Annotated in this window: 20 protein-coding genes and 1 tRNA gene; 9 read left to right on the top strand and 12 right to left on the bottom strand. The window is 66.3% G+C overall.

From position 1 onward, the window contains the following. Nucleotides 1-47: 47 nt before the first annotated feature. From ACQY5A_RS16090 to ACQY5A_RS16080, 3 genes are all read left to right on the top strand, one after another. The gene (locus tag ACQY5A_RS16090) at nucleotides 48-1367 is read left to right on the top strand and encodes a TetR/AcrR family transcriptional regulator (protein WP_428341310.1); all 1320 of its coding nucleotides are present in this window, start codon (nucleotides 48-50) and stop codon (nucleotides 1365-1367) included. A 178-nt stretch (nucleotides 1368-1545) separates the two neighbouring features. Further along, complete coding sequence (locus tag ACQY5A_RS16085; protein WP_428341309.1) at nucleotides 1546-2388, top strand: SDR family oxidoreductase; 843 nt, start codon at nucleotides 1546-1548, stop codon at nucleotides 2386-2388. Nucleotides 2389-2475: 87 nt separating this feature from the next. Beyond that, on the top strand, nucleotides 2476-2895 hold the full coding sequence (locus ACQY5A_RS16080; RefSeq protein WP_428341308.1) for a lipoprotein LpqH: 420 nt from the start codon (nucleotides 2476-2478) through the stop codon (nucleotides 2893-2895). Between the two features lie 24 nt (nucleotides 2896-2919). On the opposite strand, the gene ACQY5A_RS16075 is transcribed toward ACQY5A_RS16080, so the two are convergent. Continuing rightward, nucleotides 2920-3060 carry a hypothetical protein gene (locus ACQY5A_RS16075; protein WP_428341307.1) on the bottom strand — a complete coding sequence of 47 codons (141 nt, stop codon included), beginning with the start codon at nucleotides 3058-3060 and terminating at the stop codon, nucleotides 2920-2922. Nucleotides 3061-3341: 281 nt separating this feature from the next. Here ACQY5A_RS16075 and ACQY5A_RS16070 point away from each other — a divergent pair, with 281 nt between their 5' ends. Next, a complete protein-coding gene (locus ACQY5A_RS16070) occupies nucleotides 3342-3920 on the top strand; it encodes an MPT63 family protein (RefSeq protein WP_428341306.1) in 579 nt (192 codons plus the stop codon). An 87-nt stretch (nucleotides 3921-4007) separates the two neighbouring features. Here ACQY5A_RS16070 and ACQY5A_RS16065 read toward each other — a convergent pair whose 3' ends face one another. From ACQY5A_RS16065 to ACQY5A_RS16055, 3 genes are all read right to left on the bottom strand, one after another. Continuing rightward, nucleotides 4008-4766, bottom strand: a complete 759-nt coding sequence (locus ACQY5A_RS16065; protein WP_428341535.1) for a thioesterase family protein — start codon at nucleotides 4764-4766, stop codon at nucleotides 4008-4010. 83 nt (nucleotides 4767-4849) lie between these two features. Further along, the gene (locus ACQY5A_RS16060) at nucleotides 4850-5197 is read right to left on the bottom strand and encodes a hemophore-related protein (protein WP_428341305.1); all 348 of its coding nucleotides are present in this window, start codon (nucleotides 5195-5197) and stop codon (nucleotides 4850-4852) included. A 119-nt stretch (nucleotides 5198-5316) separates the two neighbouring features. Further along, nucleotides 5317-5400 (bottom strand) — tRNA-Leu (locus tag ACQY5A_RS16055). An 82-nt stretch (nucleotides 5401-5482) separates the two neighbouring features. On the opposite strand from ACQY5A_RS16055, the gene ACQY5A_RS16050 reads away from it, so the two are divergent. Genes ACQY5A_RS16050 through ACQY5A_RS16040 form a run of 3 tightly spaced genes read left to right on the top strand, consistent with a single transcriptional unit; the run spans nucleotide 5483 to nucleotide 6953 of the window. After that, nucleotides 5483-6214 carry a hypothetical protein gene (locus tag ACQY5A_RS16050; protein ID WP_428341304.1) on the top strand — a complete coding sequence of 244 codons (732 nt, stop codon included), beginning with the start codon at nucleotides 5483-5485 and terminating at the stop codon, nucleotides 6212-6214. A gap of 35 nt (nucleotides 6215-6249) precedes the next feature. Beyond that, nucleotides 6250-6615, top strand: coding sequence for a hypothetical protein (locus ACQY5A_RS16045; RefSeq protein WP_428341303.1), 366 nt, complete (start codon nucleotides 6250-6252; stop codon nucleotides 6613-6615). A 14-nt stretch (nucleotides 6616-6629) separates the two neighbouring features. Beyond that, the gene (locus tag ACQY5A_RS16040) at nucleotides 6630-6953 is read left to right on the top strand and encodes a DUF3817 domain-containing protein (RefSeq protein WP_428341302.1); all 324 of its coding nucleotides are present in this window, start codon (nucleotides 6630-6632) and stop codon (nucleotides 6951-6953) included. Here ACQY5A_RS16040 and rdgB read toward each other — a convergent pair. From rdgB to clpS, 8 genes are read right to left on the bottom strand one after another with little or no spacing between them, the layout of a single operon-like run. Then, the gene (gene rdgB / locus ACQY5A_RS16035; RefSeq protein WP_428341301.1) at nucleotides 6948-7544 is read right to left on the bottom strand and encodes an RdgB/HAM1 family non-canonical purine NTP pyrophosphatase; all 597 of its coding nucleotides are present in this window, start codon (nucleotides 7542-7544) and stop codon (nucleotides 6948-6950) included. The two genes, ACQY5A_RS16040 and rdgB, sit on opposite strands and share 6 nt — an antisense overlap. 10 nt (nucleotides 7545-7554) lie before the next feature. Next, nucleotides 7555-8334, bottom strand: a complete 780-nt coding sequence (rph, locus tag ACQY5A_RS16030) for a ribonuclease PH (protein ID WP_428341300.1) — start codon at nucleotides 8332-8334, stop codon at nucleotides 7555-7557. A 38-nt stretch (nucleotides 8335-8372) separates the two neighbouring features. Beyond that, nucleotides 8373-9146: a cyclic nucleotide-degrading phosphodiesterase gene (locus tag ACQY5A_RS16025; RefSeq protein ID WP_428341299.1), complete on the bottom strand. Its 774-nt coding sequence runs from the start codon at nucleotides 9144-9146 to the stop codon at nucleotides 8373-8375. Between the two features lie 60 nt (nucleotides 9147-9206). Beyond that, nucleotides 9207-10040: a glutamate racemase gene (gene murI, locus ACQY5A_RS16020; RefSeq protein ID WP_428341298.1), complete on the bottom strand. Its 834-nt coding sequence runs from the start codon at nucleotides 10038-10040 to the stop codon at nucleotides 9207-9209. Beyond that, a complete protein-coding gene (locus ACQY5A_RS16015; protein WP_428341297.1) occupies nucleotides 10037-10678 on the bottom strand; it encodes a rhomboid family intramembrane serine protease in 642 nt (213 codons plus the stop codon). The genes murI and ACQY5A_RS16015 overlap by 4 nt, the downstream gene beginning before the upstream one ends. Next, nucleotides 10675-11718 carry a P1 family peptidase gene (locus tag ACQY5A_RS16010; protein WP_428341296.1) on the bottom strand — a complete coding sequence of 348 codons (1044 nt, stop codon included), beginning with the start codon at nucleotides 11716-11718 and terminating at the stop codon, nucleotides 10675-10677. The genes ACQY5A_RS16015 and ACQY5A_RS16010 overlap by 4 nt, the downstream gene beginning before the upstream one ends. Next, complete coding sequence (locus ACQY5A_RS16005; protein WP_428341295.1) at nucleotides 11715-12287, bottom strand: DUF2017 domain-containing protein; 573 nt, start codon at nucleotides 12285-12287, stop codon at nucleotides 11715-11717. The genes ACQY5A_RS16010 and ACQY5A_RS16005 overlap by 4 nt, the downstream gene beginning before the upstream one ends. Before the next feature lie 6 nt (nucleotides 12288-12293). Further along, nucleotides 12294-12596, bottom strand: coding sequence for an ATP-dependent Clp protease adapter ClpS (gene clpS, locus ACQY5A_RS16000; protein ID WP_285190395.1), 303 nt, complete (start codon nucleotides 12594-12596; stop codon nucleotides 12294-12296). Between the two features lie 48 nt (nucleotides 12597-12644). Here clpS and ACQY5A_RS15995 point away from each other — a divergent pair, with 48 nt between their 5' ends. Both ACQY5A_RS15995 and ACQY5A_RS15990 read left to right on the top strand, forming a co-directional pair. After that, a complete protein-coding gene (locus tag ACQY5A_RS15995) occupies nucleotides 12645-13970 on the top strand; it encodes a nicotinate phosphoribosyltransferase (protein ID WP_428341294.1) in 1326 nt (441 codons plus the stop codon). Nucleotides 13971-13996: 26 nt separating this feature from the next. After that, a complete protein-coding gene (locus ACQY5A_RS15990) occupies nucleotides 13997-15952 on the top strand; it encodes an ATP-dependent DNA helicase (RefSeq protein ID WP_428341293.1) in 1956 nt (651 codons plus the stop codon). The last annotated feature ends 59 nt before the right edge of the window (nucleotides 15953-16011 follow it).

Here is a 16011-nt window from a genome sequence, read left to right as displayed (position 1 = left end):
CCGATGCCGATTCGTTGGTCCGGCCTGACAGTGCCGGACGTCCTCGCGTGACGCAGCGGGGCCGGGGTGCCGCCAAGCGCATTCCCGAGTTGACAGCGGGCACCGGCGGCTCCTACGACGACGGGACTCGTCGCACCGAAATCCTGCACACGGCTGCGTCATTGATCGCCTCGTCGGGCCTGCGGACATCCCTGCAAGAGATCGCCGACGCAGCGGGCATCTTGCCCGGAAGCCTCTATCACCACTTCGAATCGAAAGAAGCGATTCTCGTCGAGCTGGTCCGGCGGTACTACGCCGACCTGGACCGGATCGGCGAAATCGCCCACGAGAAGCTGGATCAGGCCGACCCGCGCTCTGTCGCGGACAAGATTGTGGAGCTGGGATCCGCAATCGCGCGCTGTGCGGTACAACATCGTGCGGCGCTGCAGATGTCGTTCTACGAGGCGCCCAGCGCCAACCCGGAACTCGTCGAACTCCTGCAGAATCCGCCGACCGCTGTCCAGCAGGCGATGCTGCAGACACTGCGCGCGGGGAGGTGGAGCGGCTTCATCAGGTCCGATATCGACCTTCCCACGTTGGCCGACCGAATCTGCCAAACCATGATGCACGTCGGGCTCGACATCATCAGGCACACCGGCGGGGCCGATCAAACCGCGGTCGTCATGTGCCGGATCATGTTGCACGGATTGGCCAGTCGGCCTTACAGCGATTCCGAACTGAATGGATCCAGCGCTTTCGCGGCCGCCGAGGAGGCCATCAAGACGTGGGCTGAGGAGACCGACGGTAACGACAAGAGCGTGCACGTCCGTTCGGTGGCGCGAGCCGAGTTCGGCCGAAAAGGCTACGAGGTCACCACGATCCGCGACATCGCTGCCGCGGCGGGACTGGGCACCGGAACGGTCTATCGGCTGATCGGGTCGAAGGACCAACTCCTCGCTTCGATCATGGAGTCGTTCGGCAAGAAGGCCGGCGGAGGCTTCGCCAGCGTGCTGCGCACGGACGCCACACCGGTGCAGAAGTTGGACGCGCTCAGCTGGGTCAACATCAATGCGTTGGATCAGTTTCCCGACGAGTGGAAGATCCAGCTCGCGTGGATGCGGCAGTCGCCGCCAGACACGCCGAACCCCGGCCTGGCGTTCACCATGCGACTGCGTCAACTCCGGGCGTTGTTGTCCGATGGGATCGAGTCGGGCGATATCCGGATCGAGGACTCGCCGTCGCTGTCGATGCTGGCGCGCTATGTGATGGATGCGTTGTGGGTGCCGGAAAACATCGTCCGCGCTCAGGGCAGGGGTGCGGCGCTGGTCAATGCCCGCGACACCCTGGTGCGCGGAGCTGCGGAACGTGACACTTCTACTCAAATCTGACAACCAAATTATCTGATACTCACCGGTAGGCGCGTTTGTCTGCGCATACTGACGGGGTGCGTTGTGCTGAAGTCCGCGTCTGGACTTCCCGTGTTGGCTTATCGACCGGTAGCACCAAACATCTGTTCCGTGTGGGTACTCGCGAGCCTTGCTGTGGGCGTCGCAAGAGAGGATCGAAATGACTGGTATCGAGCAGTTCCGCTACGACGGCAAGCGGGCGTTGGTAGTCGGGGGTGCCACCGGCATGGGCGCCGCAGCGGCCAAGATCGTGGGTGACCTCGGGGCCGAGGTGATCAACCTGGATTACGCGCCGGTGGAATCGGGGCTCGGTCGCGGCATTCAGGTCGACCTGCGCCACCCCGCGTCGATCGACAGCGCGCTCGAGCAGATCGGCGGGCCGGTCGATGCGCTGTTCTCGGCCGCCGGCATCGCCGACGGTCCGGACCTGATGAAGATCAACTTCATCGGCCACCGGCACGTGATCGACCGACTGATCAACAACGGCCAACTCAATCGCGGCGGGGCCATCTGCTTCATCTCGTCGGTGGCGGGCATCGGCTGGGAGACCGATCTGCCGCGGCTGCAGGAGTTTCTGGCCACACCCGACTTCGAGTCGGCGGACGCCTGGAGCAAGGCGCACGAGGCGGAAAACTTCGGCCACTACGGCACCAGCAAGCAGGCGATCAACGCCTATGTCGCCACGCACGCATTCCCGTTCCTGGCCAAGGGCATTCGGATTAACGCGATCTGCCCGGGCCCGACCGACACTCCACTGGCCCGGGCCAACGCCGACCTCTGGCTGTCGTTCGCCCAGGACTACCGCGAAGCCACCGGAACGGCAACCCACACACCCGAGCAGATGGGCAACGTGATGGCGTTCCTCAACAGCGACGCTGCCGCCGGAATCAACGGCGTGACGCTGCTGGTCGACTACGGACACGTCAACTCGTCCAGCACCGGAACGTTCGAGGCGGGCAAGCCGATCATCGACATGCTGATGGGCAAGATCTCGTTCGGCTGATCCTGCGCGCACGTTTGCTCCCCGGGACGCGCGCAGGCTGATAGAAAAACGGTGAGACTTCAACCTGCGTGCGTGGGGAGGTGCCCGATGGAGCAACGGCTGATCACCGCGGCGGTGAGCGCGGTACTGGTTGCAGCATCGTGCTCAGGCTGCTTCACGCAGGACAATGCGACGCAGAAGACTGCGCGTGTCACCGTCGACAACAACACCCGGACCTCGCACGCCGTCAAATGCAACCAGGTGAACTGGCTGCTGACGGCGAACATCAGCGTGGCCCCGGCCAACGTGAAGGTGCTGCTCCGGCTGGACCCAGAAAAGCCCACGGTCGAATCGGTGCACTTCGACAACTTCGTCGGCTTCTACGGTGTCTCCAACTCGGGCGCCGGTGAGTCGAAGATCCAGGTCGCGCATGACACGTACACCATCACCGGCACGGCCTCCGGAACCCAGCTCAACGACCCACGCGTGTCGGTGACGCAACCGTTCACCATCGAGGTGGGCTGCTGACTTCATTGGCAGGCGCTCCGGCTGCTAGTCGATTTCGTCGTCCGGTGGTGGCTGAAGCTGTTGCGCGGGCGGCGACTTTTTCAGCCACGCCCGCATCCTCAAAAGTGGGCTGACCACGACGCCGGTAGCGAGCAGGATCAGCAGCACGATGATCACGGCGTTCATATCGTCAATGGTGCCAGGTCGGGTGAATCGAATTGCGGCTAGATTTCCGAATTCGTGCGCGCGATACGAATTCATCTGGTGCCCCTGTTGTTCGAGTTACGCGATTAACCTCCGCCCAGCAATTCATAGAATCGACATTTGGCCAGTTGACAGCGCTGCAGATCGCGCGATCGCAATGACGCGACGTTTGGAACTGTTACGGGGAGGCTATTGCACCCTTCGAGCGTTGCCGGCTCAAAAAGAGTTCGCGCTCAGACGCAGGAAACACAAAGGAGTTCATCGTGAAGTACGCAACAACGATCATGAAGACGGCGATTGGCGCCGCGGGTATCGCTGCCATCGGCTTTGCCACCGCGGCCAGCGCTTCCGCCGCGCCGAACATTCAGGGATTCGGAAGCAGCGAACCATTGATCGATGGGCCGATGGTCACCAACTACACGGTGAGCAACTTGGAGCCCAGCACCATCGCAATCCCCGGGTACACGCCCAAGGGGACGCTGTACCAGGCCGACGTCACCGTCCGCTCGGATGGCGGACTCGTCACTCCTCAGGTGCGCGACTTCAGCGCCCGCGGCCCGAACGGCCAGACCTACAAACTGGTCGACAACGTCGAGGTGCCCAATGGCCTCAACCCCGCGGCCATTCCGCAGGGCAGTGAGTCGAAGGGCACGCTCTACTTCGACGCGACCGGCGCGCCGCCCAACGGCATCGTCTACAACGACGGGTTGCAAGACATTCTGATGTGGACGTCGAATGTGCCCGGGACCTCGACGTCGGGCCAGCCTGGAACGACGGGGACTGGTGAGCCGAGTGACTCCGGTCCGTTGCCGGGCGCGCTCCCGGCGCCGGCCACCACCTGATCCGATTCTGATATCTCCCCTCGCTGCGATGGTTAGCGAGGGGAGATATTTTTCTTTCCTGCGTGCATTTCGCTGTGTAGCAAGAATTCACAGGGGATTCGGCTGGAACGCGCCGGGAGGTTGGGCGAGCGCTAACGCGGTCCCGGTGCCGATCGGGCCGGTGCGATCAAACAGCGTTGCCGCGCCGGTTCCCACCCCGTCGTTGCCGTAATAGGTCTGAGCGGCCAGACCGATGTACTCGCCTTCGGGTAGCCGGCTGATCGCCACGGTGTAGTCGGCGTTGATGTAGCGCAATCCTGCTGTGCCCCAATGCGTCAGCGAACTGATGATGTCCCCGGCGAAGGCTGCCCGCGCGAACGGCGTCAGCGGGTGGCCCGCCACCATCGGGCGAAATATCCGCGTCCACGCAAACTTCTGCACACCCGGCTGCTCCCATTCGAGTGGAGGCATACCCGGACTGCCGTCGCCAGAGTTCGCGCTGTAGGTCCAAATGTCAAAGGGCACTTCCGATTCAAGCGGCTGGGCCTCGATCGGCACCGGGGGCATCGCCACGGCTGCCGACCACACCTGACCCTCGGGTTCCGCACTGCGACGCAAGAACAGCGCACTCGCCCTCGCCACCACTCGGCCGCGCTGCGACATCGCGGCGTCGACGAGTTTCATCCGGCGGCCCTCGCGTTGCACCGACATCTCGATCGACACCGGTTCGATAGGAACCGGCCGCAACAGATCAACCGTCAGTCGGGCGGGCTGCAGATCGCCGCTGCCGTGGCGGTCCAGCGCCCAGCCCAGCAGCCCACCGACGATCTGACCGCCCATCGTCGCGCCCCACGGTCCTCGGGTCATCGTTCCCGGCACATAGGATGCGCCCTCGGCGGTGAAGAATGCTTCCACCCGCTCATGTTAGGGAGTGCGGGACCTGACCCCGCTCAATAGTTGTTGCAGGTGTTGGCGACCTGCACGACAAAACCGCCGTACAGCTCAAAGTACTGCTGAGATTGCGGCTTGCTCCGCAACTCCTCGACTATCTGCCGGCGCTGATCCGGCGATGAATCGAGGAATCCGCGCAACGCGGCCTGCGCCGACGGCGACGAGTTCAGTTGACTGGCAGCGACCGGCGTCTGGGCATTAAGCGCCGACACCACCTGCGAGTAATTGCATGTGGTGTTGATAACCGGCTCTAGATCGGGGTCTGCCGACGCGACGACCCCGCCGGTCAGGAACAGTGCCAGACCGCCAGCTGCGACGGCCAGTCTGGTCAGCGACAGGGTAACCATCTGTGACGACCCTCCAACCAACGCACAGCCTCAAGCAATACGGCGACAACACCAGCTTAGCGCCGCTAAATTGCCACCGGCCGAGTACCAACAGGGCCGAAGATCTGCCACCGAATGAGTGCGGGCGGAGGGACTCGAACCCTCACGCTCTTTCGAGCACGGGCACCTAAAGCCCGGGTGTCTGCCAATTCCACCACGCCCGCATGCCCCGCGATCGTACCGCCTCGATCACCGATCAATCTGTCGGTAGCTCCTCGTACATTGCCCGGTAAAAGGGGCCAAAGGATGAGATCAGCAGAAGAGTTCAACGCCGTACAACGCCTCATCGCGGCCGGTCTGAATGACTGCGCGATCACCCGTCAAACTGGCATTCCGCGTTGCACCGTGCGCGATTGGCGATGCCGACCGCAGCTTCGATCTAGAGCTGCGGGCGGTTCACCTTGCTCCCACGATTTCTCCCGGCTACCGGCGAAGGCCTACGCCTACGTACTTGGGATCTATCTGGGCGATGGCTGCATCTCACGAGGCGGGCGCGTGTGGCGACTGAGGATCACCCTCGACTCTCGCTACCCAAAGATCATTGACCGCACGCGCGCATCGATTGACGCCCTGATGCCGGGCCAGCGCGCGGGGACTTGGCGGCGTTCCGACAATTGCACGGAAGTTTATCTGTGCTCCAAACATTGGCCGTGTCTGTTTCCACAGCATGGCCCTGGCAAAAAGCATCTACGCCCGATTCGATTGGAAACTTGGCAGCAAGAGCTCGTCAAACAAGCCACCGAAGACTTCGTACGCGGCCTGATAGAGAGCGACGGCTGTCGCGTCGTCGCGAACGATCGCGGCGTCAAGAGCGTTCGCTACCACTTCTCGAACCGATCCGACGATATCCGCGGACTGTACTGCGCGGCGCTCGATCAACTTGGAATCCCGTGGACGCAGCCGCGCTGGTTCGATGTCGCCGTCTACCGCAAGGCCGCGACGGCGCGCCTCGACGAGTTCGTTGGACCAAAAGCATGACGGTATCGGCTAACCACCGGGGGTACCTTCTAGGGGTGTCCACTACGCGTCGTCGGAGACCCGCACTCATCGTGCTGGTGATCGTCGCGGCGGGCGGTTGCCTGGCCCTGGGCTGGTGGCAATGGACGAGATTTGAATCGACATCGGGCAGTTTCCAGAATCTGGGCTACGCCTTGCAGTGGCCGGCGTTCGCCGGATTCTGCGTCTACGCTTACCGCAAATTCGTCCGATACGAAGATGCGCCGCCGGAGCACCGAAACACCAACGCCGTCAACGAGATACCGGAAGGGCTACTGCCGGAACGTCCGAAGGCCGCGCAGCAGAACTCCGACGACCCGGAACTGCGCGAGTACAACGCCTATCTGGCTGAACTTGCCAAGGCAGACAACGAAACCCAGTAGAACAGGACAACCGCATGACCACAGCCGGCGAGAACGTCCGGACCCCGCTGCTTGCGTACCGTGTGATGGCGTGGACGACGGGTATCTGGCTGATCGCGCTGTGCTACGAGCTGGTGGTCCATTACGTCATCAGGGTGCCGAACCCACCCAGCTGGATCGGAATCGTGCACGGCTGGGTCTATTTCGCCTACGTCCTGGCGGCTTTCAACCTTGCGGTCAAAGTCCGCTGGCCGATCGGCAAGACGATCGGCGTCCTGCTGGCCGGAACGATCCCGCTCGTCGGCGTCATCGTCGAGCACTTTCAGACCCGAAATATCAAGGCGCAGTATAACTTATAAGGCACGCAGTGCGGGCAGCAGTAGAGCCAGTGCGCGACCGCGATGCGATGCCGCGTCTTTTTCGGCTGACGTCAGCTCCGCGGCGGAACGATTGTCGCCGTCCGGGATGAACACCGGGTCGTAGCCGAAACCCCCGTCGCCGCGCGGTTCGTAGGCGATCGCTCCCGGCCATTCGCCGCGGACCACCACCTCCGCCGTGCCGGACACCAGCGCGCAGGCCGAGACGAAAGCCGCGCCGCGGCGCTCGTCGGGCACATCCCGCATCTGGGCGAGCAACAGCGCGGTGTTGCCGGCATCGTCGCCGTGGGTGCCCGACCACCGAGCCGACAGCACACCGGGCATGCCATTCAGCGCGGCCACCGCCAGGCCGGAGTCGTCGGCGACGGTCGGCAGTCCCGTCGCGGCGAATCCGTCGCGGGCCTTGGCCAGAGCGTTGTCTTCAAACGTCGCAGCGGTTTCCGGGGCCTCGTCGAAGGGCGGGACGTCGTTCAGCGACACCAGGGTCAGCCCCGACAGCTCGGCCGCGTCCAATACCCGGCGCAGCTCCGTCAGCTTTTTGGCGTTGCGGCTGGCGACCAACACGCGGGTCATCAACCGGCGGTCAGCTTCCGAAAGCCTTTTGCGCCCCGGGACCTTCGGGCAGGACACCCGGATAGGGCAGCGCCAACGCCTCGTTCTGCGCGACGAACAGCTGCTCGCAGGCTCCCTCGGCAGCATCGAGCAATTTGGTCAGCGTGGATCGCGGGAAGGTGGCACCTTCGCCCGTGCCCTGCACCTCGACCAGCGTTCCGGTGTCGGTGGCCACCACGTTCATGTCCACCTCGGCACGGGAGTCTTCCTCGTAGGGCAGGTCGACCCGCACCCGGCCGTCGACGACACCGACGCTGATGGCCGCGATCGCACAGGACAGCGGCCGCGGATCCGACAGCCTGCCCGCCGCCGAGAGGTAGGTCACCGCATCGGCCAACGCGACGTAGGCGCCGGTGATGGCGGCGGTACGGGTACCGCCGTCGGCCTGCAAGACGTCGCAGTCGATGGCAATCGTGTTCTCCCCCAACGCCGCCAAGTCGATGCAGGCCCGCAGCGACCTGCCGACCAGCCGGCTGATCTCCTGCGTGCGCCCCGACAGCCGACCCTTGACCGACTCCCGGTCGCCACGAGTGTGGGTGGCCGACGGGAGCATCGCGTACTCGGCGGTGAGCCAGCCCAGGCCGGAGCCTTTACGCCAGCGGGGCACGCCCTCGGTGACGCTCGCCGTGCACAGGACTTTGGTCTGGCCGAACTCGATCACCACCGAACCTGCCGGGTGGGCGGTGAATCCACGGGTGATGACGACCGGTCGAAGCTCGTCGTCGAGGCGACCGTCTTCTCGTTTTGACACGAGGGCAACTTTAGCCCTGCGAGCGTGCGGTCAACCGGTCAGGAGCGCCCGACGCTGAACGTCTCGCCGCACACCACCGCATGCACGGGGCCGTCGAATTCGGCTTTGGCCTCGCTGATCACGTCCTCGCGCGCGGTCCACGGCGGGATATGCGTCAACAGCAGCTCCCCTACCCCGGCCGCGGCCGCGATCCGCCCGGCCTCGGTGCCGGACAGGTGCAGGTTGGGCGGCCGGTCCGGCGAGTGCGTCCAGGACGCCTCACACAGGAAGACGTCGGCGCCGCGAGCCAGGTCGATCACCGCGTCGCAGTAGCCGGTGTCGCCGCTGTAGACGAACGTGGCGCCGGCGGCGTTGGTGACCCGCATGCCGTAGGACTCGGTCGGGTGGCACACCAGTCTGGGCGTGATGTCGAGCGCGCCGATCGTCACGGCCGCACCGTCGACCCAGTGGTGCACGTCGAAAATGTCGGAGCAATCGTCGATCTCGCCCCCGTACGGCGATGACGCGGCGCCGAGCCGAGACCACGTGTCGCTCGGTCCGTACAGCAAGGCTTTCCCGGCAGGCGGCGACGGGTGATACCGGCGCCAGACGAAAAGGCCGGGCACATCAAGGCAGTGATCGGCATGCAGGTGCGAAAGCAGGACGTGGACCGACCCCGGGTCGGCATGCCGCTGCAGCGCGCCGAGTACCCCTCCGCCGAAGTCGATGACCAGCGGCGGAGTGTCATCGGCCCGCAGGAGGTAACCCGATGCCGGCGAGTCCGGGCCAACGACGCTCCCGGAGCAGCCCAGCACGGTAATTCGCACGCTCACTACTGTGCCATGCCCGAGGTCATGTTGTTGAAAACATCTGCGGTTTACTGCTGAATAAGCTCAGCCGGAAGCGGCGATGTGACGGTGGACCGGCTCGACGCCGGTGATCGCCGGACCCAGAAAACGCGCCGCGAGGGCCAGGAACCCCGCCGGATCCCCGGTGGCCTCGAAAACGCGAAGCGGCGAACCAGCTTCGGGACGCTCCGGGTGGGGATGCAGCAGGTCGCGCTCGGTCAGCACGCGAAGCAATTCCTTTGCCGTCTCTTCCGCACTGGAAACGAGCGTGACCCCGTCCCCCATCGCCAGCTGGATCAGCCCGGACAGCAGCGGATAGTGCGTACAGCCCAGCACTAGCGTGTCGACGTCGGCCCGCTGCAACGGCTCGAGGTAACCCTCGGCCAGCCCAAGGACCTGTCGGCCGCTGGTGATGCCGCGCTCGACGAAGTCGACGAACCGCGGGCAGGCCACCGCAGTGACCTCGGTGTCGCGCGCGGCGGCGAATGCGTCCTGGTAGGCGCCCGAAGCGACGGTGGCCTGGGTTCCGATCACGCCGATGCGACCGTTGCGGGTGGTGGCGACGGCCCGTCGCACCGCGGGCAGGATCACCTCGACGACGGGCACGTCGTAGCGCTCGCGCGCATCGTGCAGGCAGGCCGACGAGGCCGAGTTGCAGGCGATCACCAGCGCCTTGATACCGCGGTCCGCCAGATCGTCACCGATGGCCAGAGCATGCGCGCGGATCTCGGGAATGGTGAGCGGCCCGTAGGGACCGTTCCCGGTATCGCCGACATAGATGATGTCCTCGTCGGGCAGTTGGTCGATGACGGCGCGCGCCACCGTCAATCCGCCGACGCCGGAGTCGAACACCCCGATGGGCGCCAAAGGGTTGCTCACGTCGACGACCTTTGCCGACGGCGCTGCCGGGCTTCGCGTTCTCGACCGGACAGCAGGTACGCGGCCAGCACCCCGGCGATGCCGCCGCACAGGTGTCCCTGCCAGGACACGCCGCCGCAGACATTGAGCTCCGGAACGGCGCCCCACAGCACGCTGCCGTAGACGACCAGCACCAGCAATCCGATGAGGATCTGCCAGCCCGAGCGGACGAAGAAGCCGAACACCAGCAAGAACGTCAGCCAGCCGAAGATCAGGCCGGACGCGCCGATGTGGTCGGTCTGCCCGCAGGACGATCCCAGATTGCCGATCAGCCAGGTGCCGAATCCGCCGACGATCCAAACGATTGCGGTCGCCCAGAGAAACCTCGACAGGCCCGCCAAGGTGACCAGGAAGCCCAGCACCAAAGCCGGCCCGGTGTTGGCCGCCAAATGCGCCCAGTTCGCATGCAGCAGCGGCGCGAACAGGATGCCCCACAGGCCGTCGGTTTCCAGCGGCCGGATGCCGTATTCCTCGAGTCGGTGCCCGTCGAGCAGATCGAACGCCTCGACGACGTACAGCAGCGCGACGAAGCTGAGGATGGTGACTCCGCCGACGACGAAGGCAGACCGCTTCTTCGGCTGCTGTATCTGGCTGGTCATGCCGGCTCCCGCCCGTCCGTCGGCCGGAATGCTCCCGGCAACAGTCCACGATAGGTCGGGACGTCGGCGACCGGGTCGGCGGCGATCACCGCGCTGAGCACCGCATGGGCCAGGCAGTCGGCCGCCGCGACGCCGACGGCGGTGGCCAGGGCCGTCTCCGGTGCGAAAGCGGCCGGCACGTCGGCCGGCGGCGCCACCTCGATGGCGCCGGTGGCCAGGGCAAACACCGTGTCGCCGTCGACCGGGGTGTGTGCGGGTCGAATGCTGCGGGCAAGCCCATCGTGAGCAGTGCTCGCAATTTGCCGGCACGCCGCCGCACTTAACGCAGCGTCCGTCGCGACCACCGCGATCGTGGTGTTCAGCGAGCTCAGCGGCGATTCCAGGGTGGCCAGGTCGGCGATTTGTTCGTCGGGCGGGCGCGTCAGACCGAACTCGTCGACCAGGTAGCTCAACCACGGCAGACCGGTCGACCGGTCGACCACGTTGCCTGCGGAGTTCACCACCACCAGCGCACCGACGGTCACCCCCGACGGCAGCGTCATCGACGCCGTCCCGACACCACCCTTGAACACACCCGAGCACGCGCCCACCCCGGCGCCGACCGTGCCGACGGCGACCTCGGTTCCGGCGGCTCCGCAGGCGGCGTAACCGAACTCGGCGGTGGGCCGATTACCCCAACCGCCGACCTTCAGATCGAAGATCACCGCGCCCGGCACGATCGGCACCACCCCGCCGTCCATGGCCACGCCGCGGTCACGCTCCTCGAGCCAGCGCATCACGCCGTCGGCCGCCGCCAACCCGAACGCGCTGCCACCGGCCAGCAACACCGCATCGACGTAGCGCACGCTGTTGGCCGGATTGAGCAGATCCGTTTCGCGGGTGCCGGGCGCCCCGCCGCGCACGTCGACCGCGCCGACCGTGCCGGGCGGCGTCAGGACCACGGTGACACCGCTGGCCCACCCCGCGCCCATGGTCGCGTCGGGGTCCAGTCGATGGTGCTGGCCGACCAGGATGCCCGCGACGTCGGTAATCGCGTTCATCGCGAGCCCATCAACGCCACGACCAAGTACTCCTGCAGCACGGTCAGCCACTGATAGACGTCGAGATGCGCGGCCAGCGGATGATCGTCCGGCAGTCGGTCGGGACCGTCCGGGCGGATATCGAGCATGGTGCCCAAGGCCAGACGCAGGTCGTTGACCGCTGACGTCCAGGCGTGCGCGACGTCCTTGCTCAGCTCGATTTTGCCCCCGCCATCGGGCAATGAGTCCAGAAGTTGTTGTGCCGCAACTCTTTTGGCTTCGATGATAGAGGGCTCGTGCAGGCTGCGCAACGCGGCGTTGAGGCTGTCGGTGTCTTCTTCCGGATCGTCGTTGGGCTTCGCGAAATCGGGGAGCAGCCGCTGCAACGTGGCGTTGTCCGGCGGCTCGGAGTTGCCGGTCTTCATGCCGGTGATCTGCTCGAGTTCGTCCTGAGGCGAGGCCGATTCGCGTTCGTCGAGCAATCCGATCATCGAAGCGACCAGATTCTTCAGTAGCGCCACTTCATGCGCGTCCAGCGCGGACCGGAAGCGGGCACCGTCGGCGGTTTCCACCCGCTTCCATTTACGCACCCGATCTCAATGGTCCTGCTGCATGGTGGCCCAGAGACCCGCCGCGTGCAGTTTCGTGACGTCGACCTCCATCGATTCCCGGCTGCCCGCCGAGACCACCGCCTTGCCTTCGTTGTGCACCTGCAGCATCAGTTTGGTGGCGTGCGGTTCGCTGTAACCGAACAGCTTCTGAAAGACATACGTCACGTAGTTCATCAGATTGACCGGATCGTCCCAGACGATGGTCACCCAGGGAGCCGCGGTGGCTTCAACCGTGTCCGCTTCCCGCTGCCCGGTGGTTCCCGGCTTGGTCGGGGCTGACGCAACCATGGTCTCCAGGATACCGAGCCACCCTCGGATAACCGATACCGTAGCGGCGTGAACGACTCCGGGTACACCGGGCTGCTGACCGACAGGTACGAGCTGACCATGCTGTCGGCGGCGTTGCGCGCCGGCACGGCGCACCGCCGGTGCACGTTCGAGCTGTTCGCTCGCAAGCTGCCCGACGGACGCCGATACGGTGTGGTCGCCGGGACGGGCCGGTTCCTGGAAGCCTTGTCCGACTTCAGGTTCGACGACGCCGCTTGCGCGTCGCTGGCGGAATTCCTGGACGGCGAAACGCTCGCATATCTGCGCGACTTCCGGTTCAGCGGCGACGTCGACGGTTACGCCGAAGGCGAACTGTATTTCCCTGGCTCCCCGGTGCTTTCGGTGCACGGCAGCTTCGCCGAATGCGTGATACTCGAGACGCTGGCGCTGTCGATCTTCAACCACGACACCGCCGTCGCCTCCGCCGCCGCGCGGATGGTGAGCGCCGCGCACGGCCGGCCGCTGATGGACATGGGCTCGCGCCGGACCCACGAGCGTGCCGCCGTCGCGGCCGCCCGCGCCGCCTACGTCGCGGGGTTCGCTGCGACGTCGAACCTGGAAGCCCATCGTCGCTACAAAGTGCCGACCGAAGGCACCAGCGCGCACGCCTTCACGCTGCTCTATGACGGCTCGGACGGACCCGACGAGCCGGGCGCGTTCGCGGCCCAGGTCGCCGCCCTGGGCGCCGGCACCACCCTGCTGGTGGACACCTACGACGTGACGATCGGCGTCGACAACGCCGTCGCGGCGGCCGGCACCGGGCTCGGCGCGGTGCGCATTGACTCCGGCGACCTGGGCGTGCTGGCCCGACAGGTCCGCGAACAGCTCGACCGGCTCGGAGCCACTCAGACCCGCATCGTGGTCTCCGGCGACCTCGACGAATTCGCCCTCGCGGGACTGCGCGCCGAACCGGTGGACAGCTATGGGATCGGCACCGCGCTGGTGACCGGCTCGGGAGCGCCCACCGCGAGCATGGTCTACAAGCTGGTCGAGGTCGACCGCGTACCGGTCGAGAAGCGCAGCGTCCACAAGGAATCGCGCGGCGGCCGCAAAGCGGCCCTGCGGCTGTCCCGTTCGACCGGCACCATCACCGAGGAGGTCGTCCATCCGGCGGGCCGACCGCCGCCACACGACGAGCCGGCGCGGGTGCTGACCGTTCCCCTGGTCCGCAGCGGCGAGCCGGTCGCCGGAACGGACCTGGGCGTGGCGCGCGAACTGGTGGCGTCGGGCTTGCGAAGCTTGCCGTGGGAGGGTCTGATGTTGTCGCACGGCGACCCGGCGATCCCGACGACCCAGATTCCGGTCCCACGTCCGCCGGCCGACACCCAGGAGTAGCCACGTCCGACGATGCGCCGACGGCAGTGACGACGCTGCTGGCAACTGCGGTGACCGCGTTGGGCGGCAGTGAACGCAGCGGCCAGCTGGACATGGCCACCGCGGTCGCACACGCCTTCGAATCCGGCGAGCACCTGGCCGTTCAGGCGGGCACCGGCACCGGCAAATCATTGGCGTACTTGGTGCCGGCCATCGATCGAGCGGTGTCGGATAACGCGCCGGTCGTGGTGTCGACGGCGACGATTGCCCTGCAGCGTCAACTGGTCAACCGCGATCTCCCCCAACTGGTCGACGCGCTCGACGACGCGCTGCCCCGCACACCGCGATTCGCATTGCTGAAGGGCCGGCAGAATTACCTGTGCCTGAACAAGATTCACAACGGCTCAGCCACTGATTCCGACGAAGAGCCGCACGAGCTGTTTCGGCCGCAGGTGGCCTCCGCGCTGGGACGCGAGGTGCAGCGGCTCACCGAATGGGCGTCGAGCACGGAGTCCGGCGATCGCGACGACCTCAAGCCCGGCGTGGCCGACCGGTCGTGGGGTCAGGTCAGCGTCTCCGCGCGGGAATGCCTCGGGATGGCCCGCTGCCCGTTTGGCACCGACTGCTTCTCCGAACGGGCCCGCGCCAAAGCCGGCGGCGCCGATGTCGTCGTCACCAACCACGCGCTGCTGGCCATCAATGCCGTCGCCGACTCGCCCGTGTTGCCGGAACACAAGCTGCTGATCGTCGACGAGGCGCACGATCTGGTGGACCGAGTCACCGCGGTGGCCACCGGCGAGCTCACGGCAACCGCACTCGGCATCGCCTCACGGCGGATCGCCCAGCTGATTGACCCGGAGCTCACGCAGCGCTGGGAACGGGCCTCGGCCAGCTTCCAGACGGTCGTCCAGAACGCGTCGGCCGGACGGATGGACCACCTCGACGACGAGCTCGCCACCAACCTCACCGCGCTGCGCGACGCGGCCACCGCGGCGCGGTCAACGATCGACACCTCACCCACCGATCCCAAGGCCGCGGCGGCCCGCTCCGAAGCGGTGGCCAGCCTGGCCGAAATCGCCGACACCGCAACGCGAATTTTGGCCTCGTTCGGGCCGGCGATCGCCGACCGCACCGATGTGGTCTGGCTCGATCACGAGGACAATCGCGGGTCGACGCGCACGTATCTTCGGGTTGCGCCGCTGTCGGTGGCCGGGCTGCTGCGCACCCGGTTGTTCGCCGACTCGACCGCGGTGCTGACCTCGGCGACGTTGACCGTCGGCGGCTCGTTCGACGCGATGGCCGAGGCGTGGGGCCTGGCGGATGCCGAAACACCATGGCGCGGGCTCGACGTCGGATCGCCGTTCCAGCACGCCAAAGCGGGAATCCTCTACGTCGCGGCGCAGCTCCCGCCGCCCGGCCGCGACGGCACCGGCACCGCCGAGCAGCTGACCGAGATCGCCGAACTCATCACCGCGGCAGGCGGGCGAACGCTCGGGCTGTTCTCGTCGATGCGCGCTGCCCGCGCGGCCGCCGACGCGATGGCCGAGCGGTTGTCGACGCCGGTGTTGTGTCAGGGCGAGGACAACACCTCCACGCTCGTCGAGAAGTTCGCCGCCGAGGAGTCGACTTCGCTGTTCGGCACGTTGTCGCTCTGGCAGGGCGTCGACGTGCCCGGCCCGTCGCTGTCGCTGGTCATCATCGACCGGATCCCGTTTCCACGGCCCGACGATCCGCTGCTGTCGGCCCGGCAGCGGGCCGTGGCCGGCGCCGGGGGCAACGGCTTCATGGCCGTCGCGGCCAGCCACGCCGCGCTGCTGCTGGCTCAGGGCGCGGGCCGGTTGCTGCGTGGCATCGACGATCGCGGGGTGGTCGCGGTGCTGGACTCCCGGATGGCGACCGCTCGCTACGGCGGCTACCTGCGCGCCTCGCTGCCGCCGTTCTGGCCGACCACCGATGCGGCCGCGGTGCGCGCGGCGCTGGAGCGGCTGACTACTCCCGCGTGAGTGATCGGCACGTCGAAATCGACCTTGGCGCGGACACCTGCGAGTAACCAGCACGTTAA

Origin of the sequence: Mycobacterium sp., from assembly GCF_965277065.1 — a bacterium.
GTDB lineage: Bacteria > Actinomycetota > Actinomycetes > Mycobacteriales > Mycobacteriaceae > Mycobacterium.
Note: the sequence above shows the minus strand (reverse complement) of the source record. Positions and strands in the feature narration are given on the sequence as shown.

Coding starts and splice junctions, on each gene's coding strand:
- ACQY5A_RS16065 (WP_428341535.1), bottom strand. CDS start 4,766: ATGACCCGAGGACCGTGGGGCGCGACGATGGGCGGTCAGATCGTCGGT.
- ACQY5A_RS16060 (WP_428341305.1), bottom strand. CDS start 5,197: ATGGTTACCCTGTCGCTGACCAGACTGGCCGTCGCAGCTGGCGGTCTG.
- ACQY5A_RS16015 (WP_428341297.1), bottom strand. CDS start 10,678: ATGACCAGCCAGATACAGCAGCCGAAGAAGCGGTCTGCCTTCGTCGTC.
- ACQY5A_RS16010 (WP_428341296.1), bottom strand. CDS start 11,718: ATGAACGCGATTACCGACGTCGCGGGCATCCTGGTCGGCCAGCACCAT.
- ACQY5A_RS16040 (WP_428341302.1), top strand. CDS start 6,630: ATGACCACAGCCGGCGAGAACGTCCGGACCCCGCTGCTTGCGTACCGT.
- clpS (WP_285190395.1), bottom strand. CDS start 12,596: ATGGTTGCGTCAGCCCCGACCAAGCCGGGAACCACCGGGCAGCGGGAA.
- ACQY5A_RS16050 (WP_428341304.1), top strand. CDS start 5,483: ATGAGATCAGCAGAAGAGTTCAACGCCGTACAACGCCTCATCGCGGCC.
- ACQY5A_RS16080 (WP_428341308.1), top strand. CDS start 2,476: ATGGAGCAACGGCTGATCACCGCGGCGGTGAGCGCGGTACTGGTTGCA.
- rdgB (WP_428341301.1), bottom strand. CDS start 7,544: ATGACCCGCGTGTTGGTCGCCAGCCGCAACGCCAAAAAGCTGACGGAG.
- ACQY5A_RS16075 (WP_428341307.1), bottom strand. CDS start 3,060: ATGAACGCCGTGATCATCGTGCTGCTGATCCTGCTCGCTACCGGCGTC.
- ACQY5A_RS16085 (WP_428341309.1), top strand. CDS start 1,546: ATGACTGGTATCGAGCAGTTCCGCTACGACGGCAAGCGGGCGTTGGTA.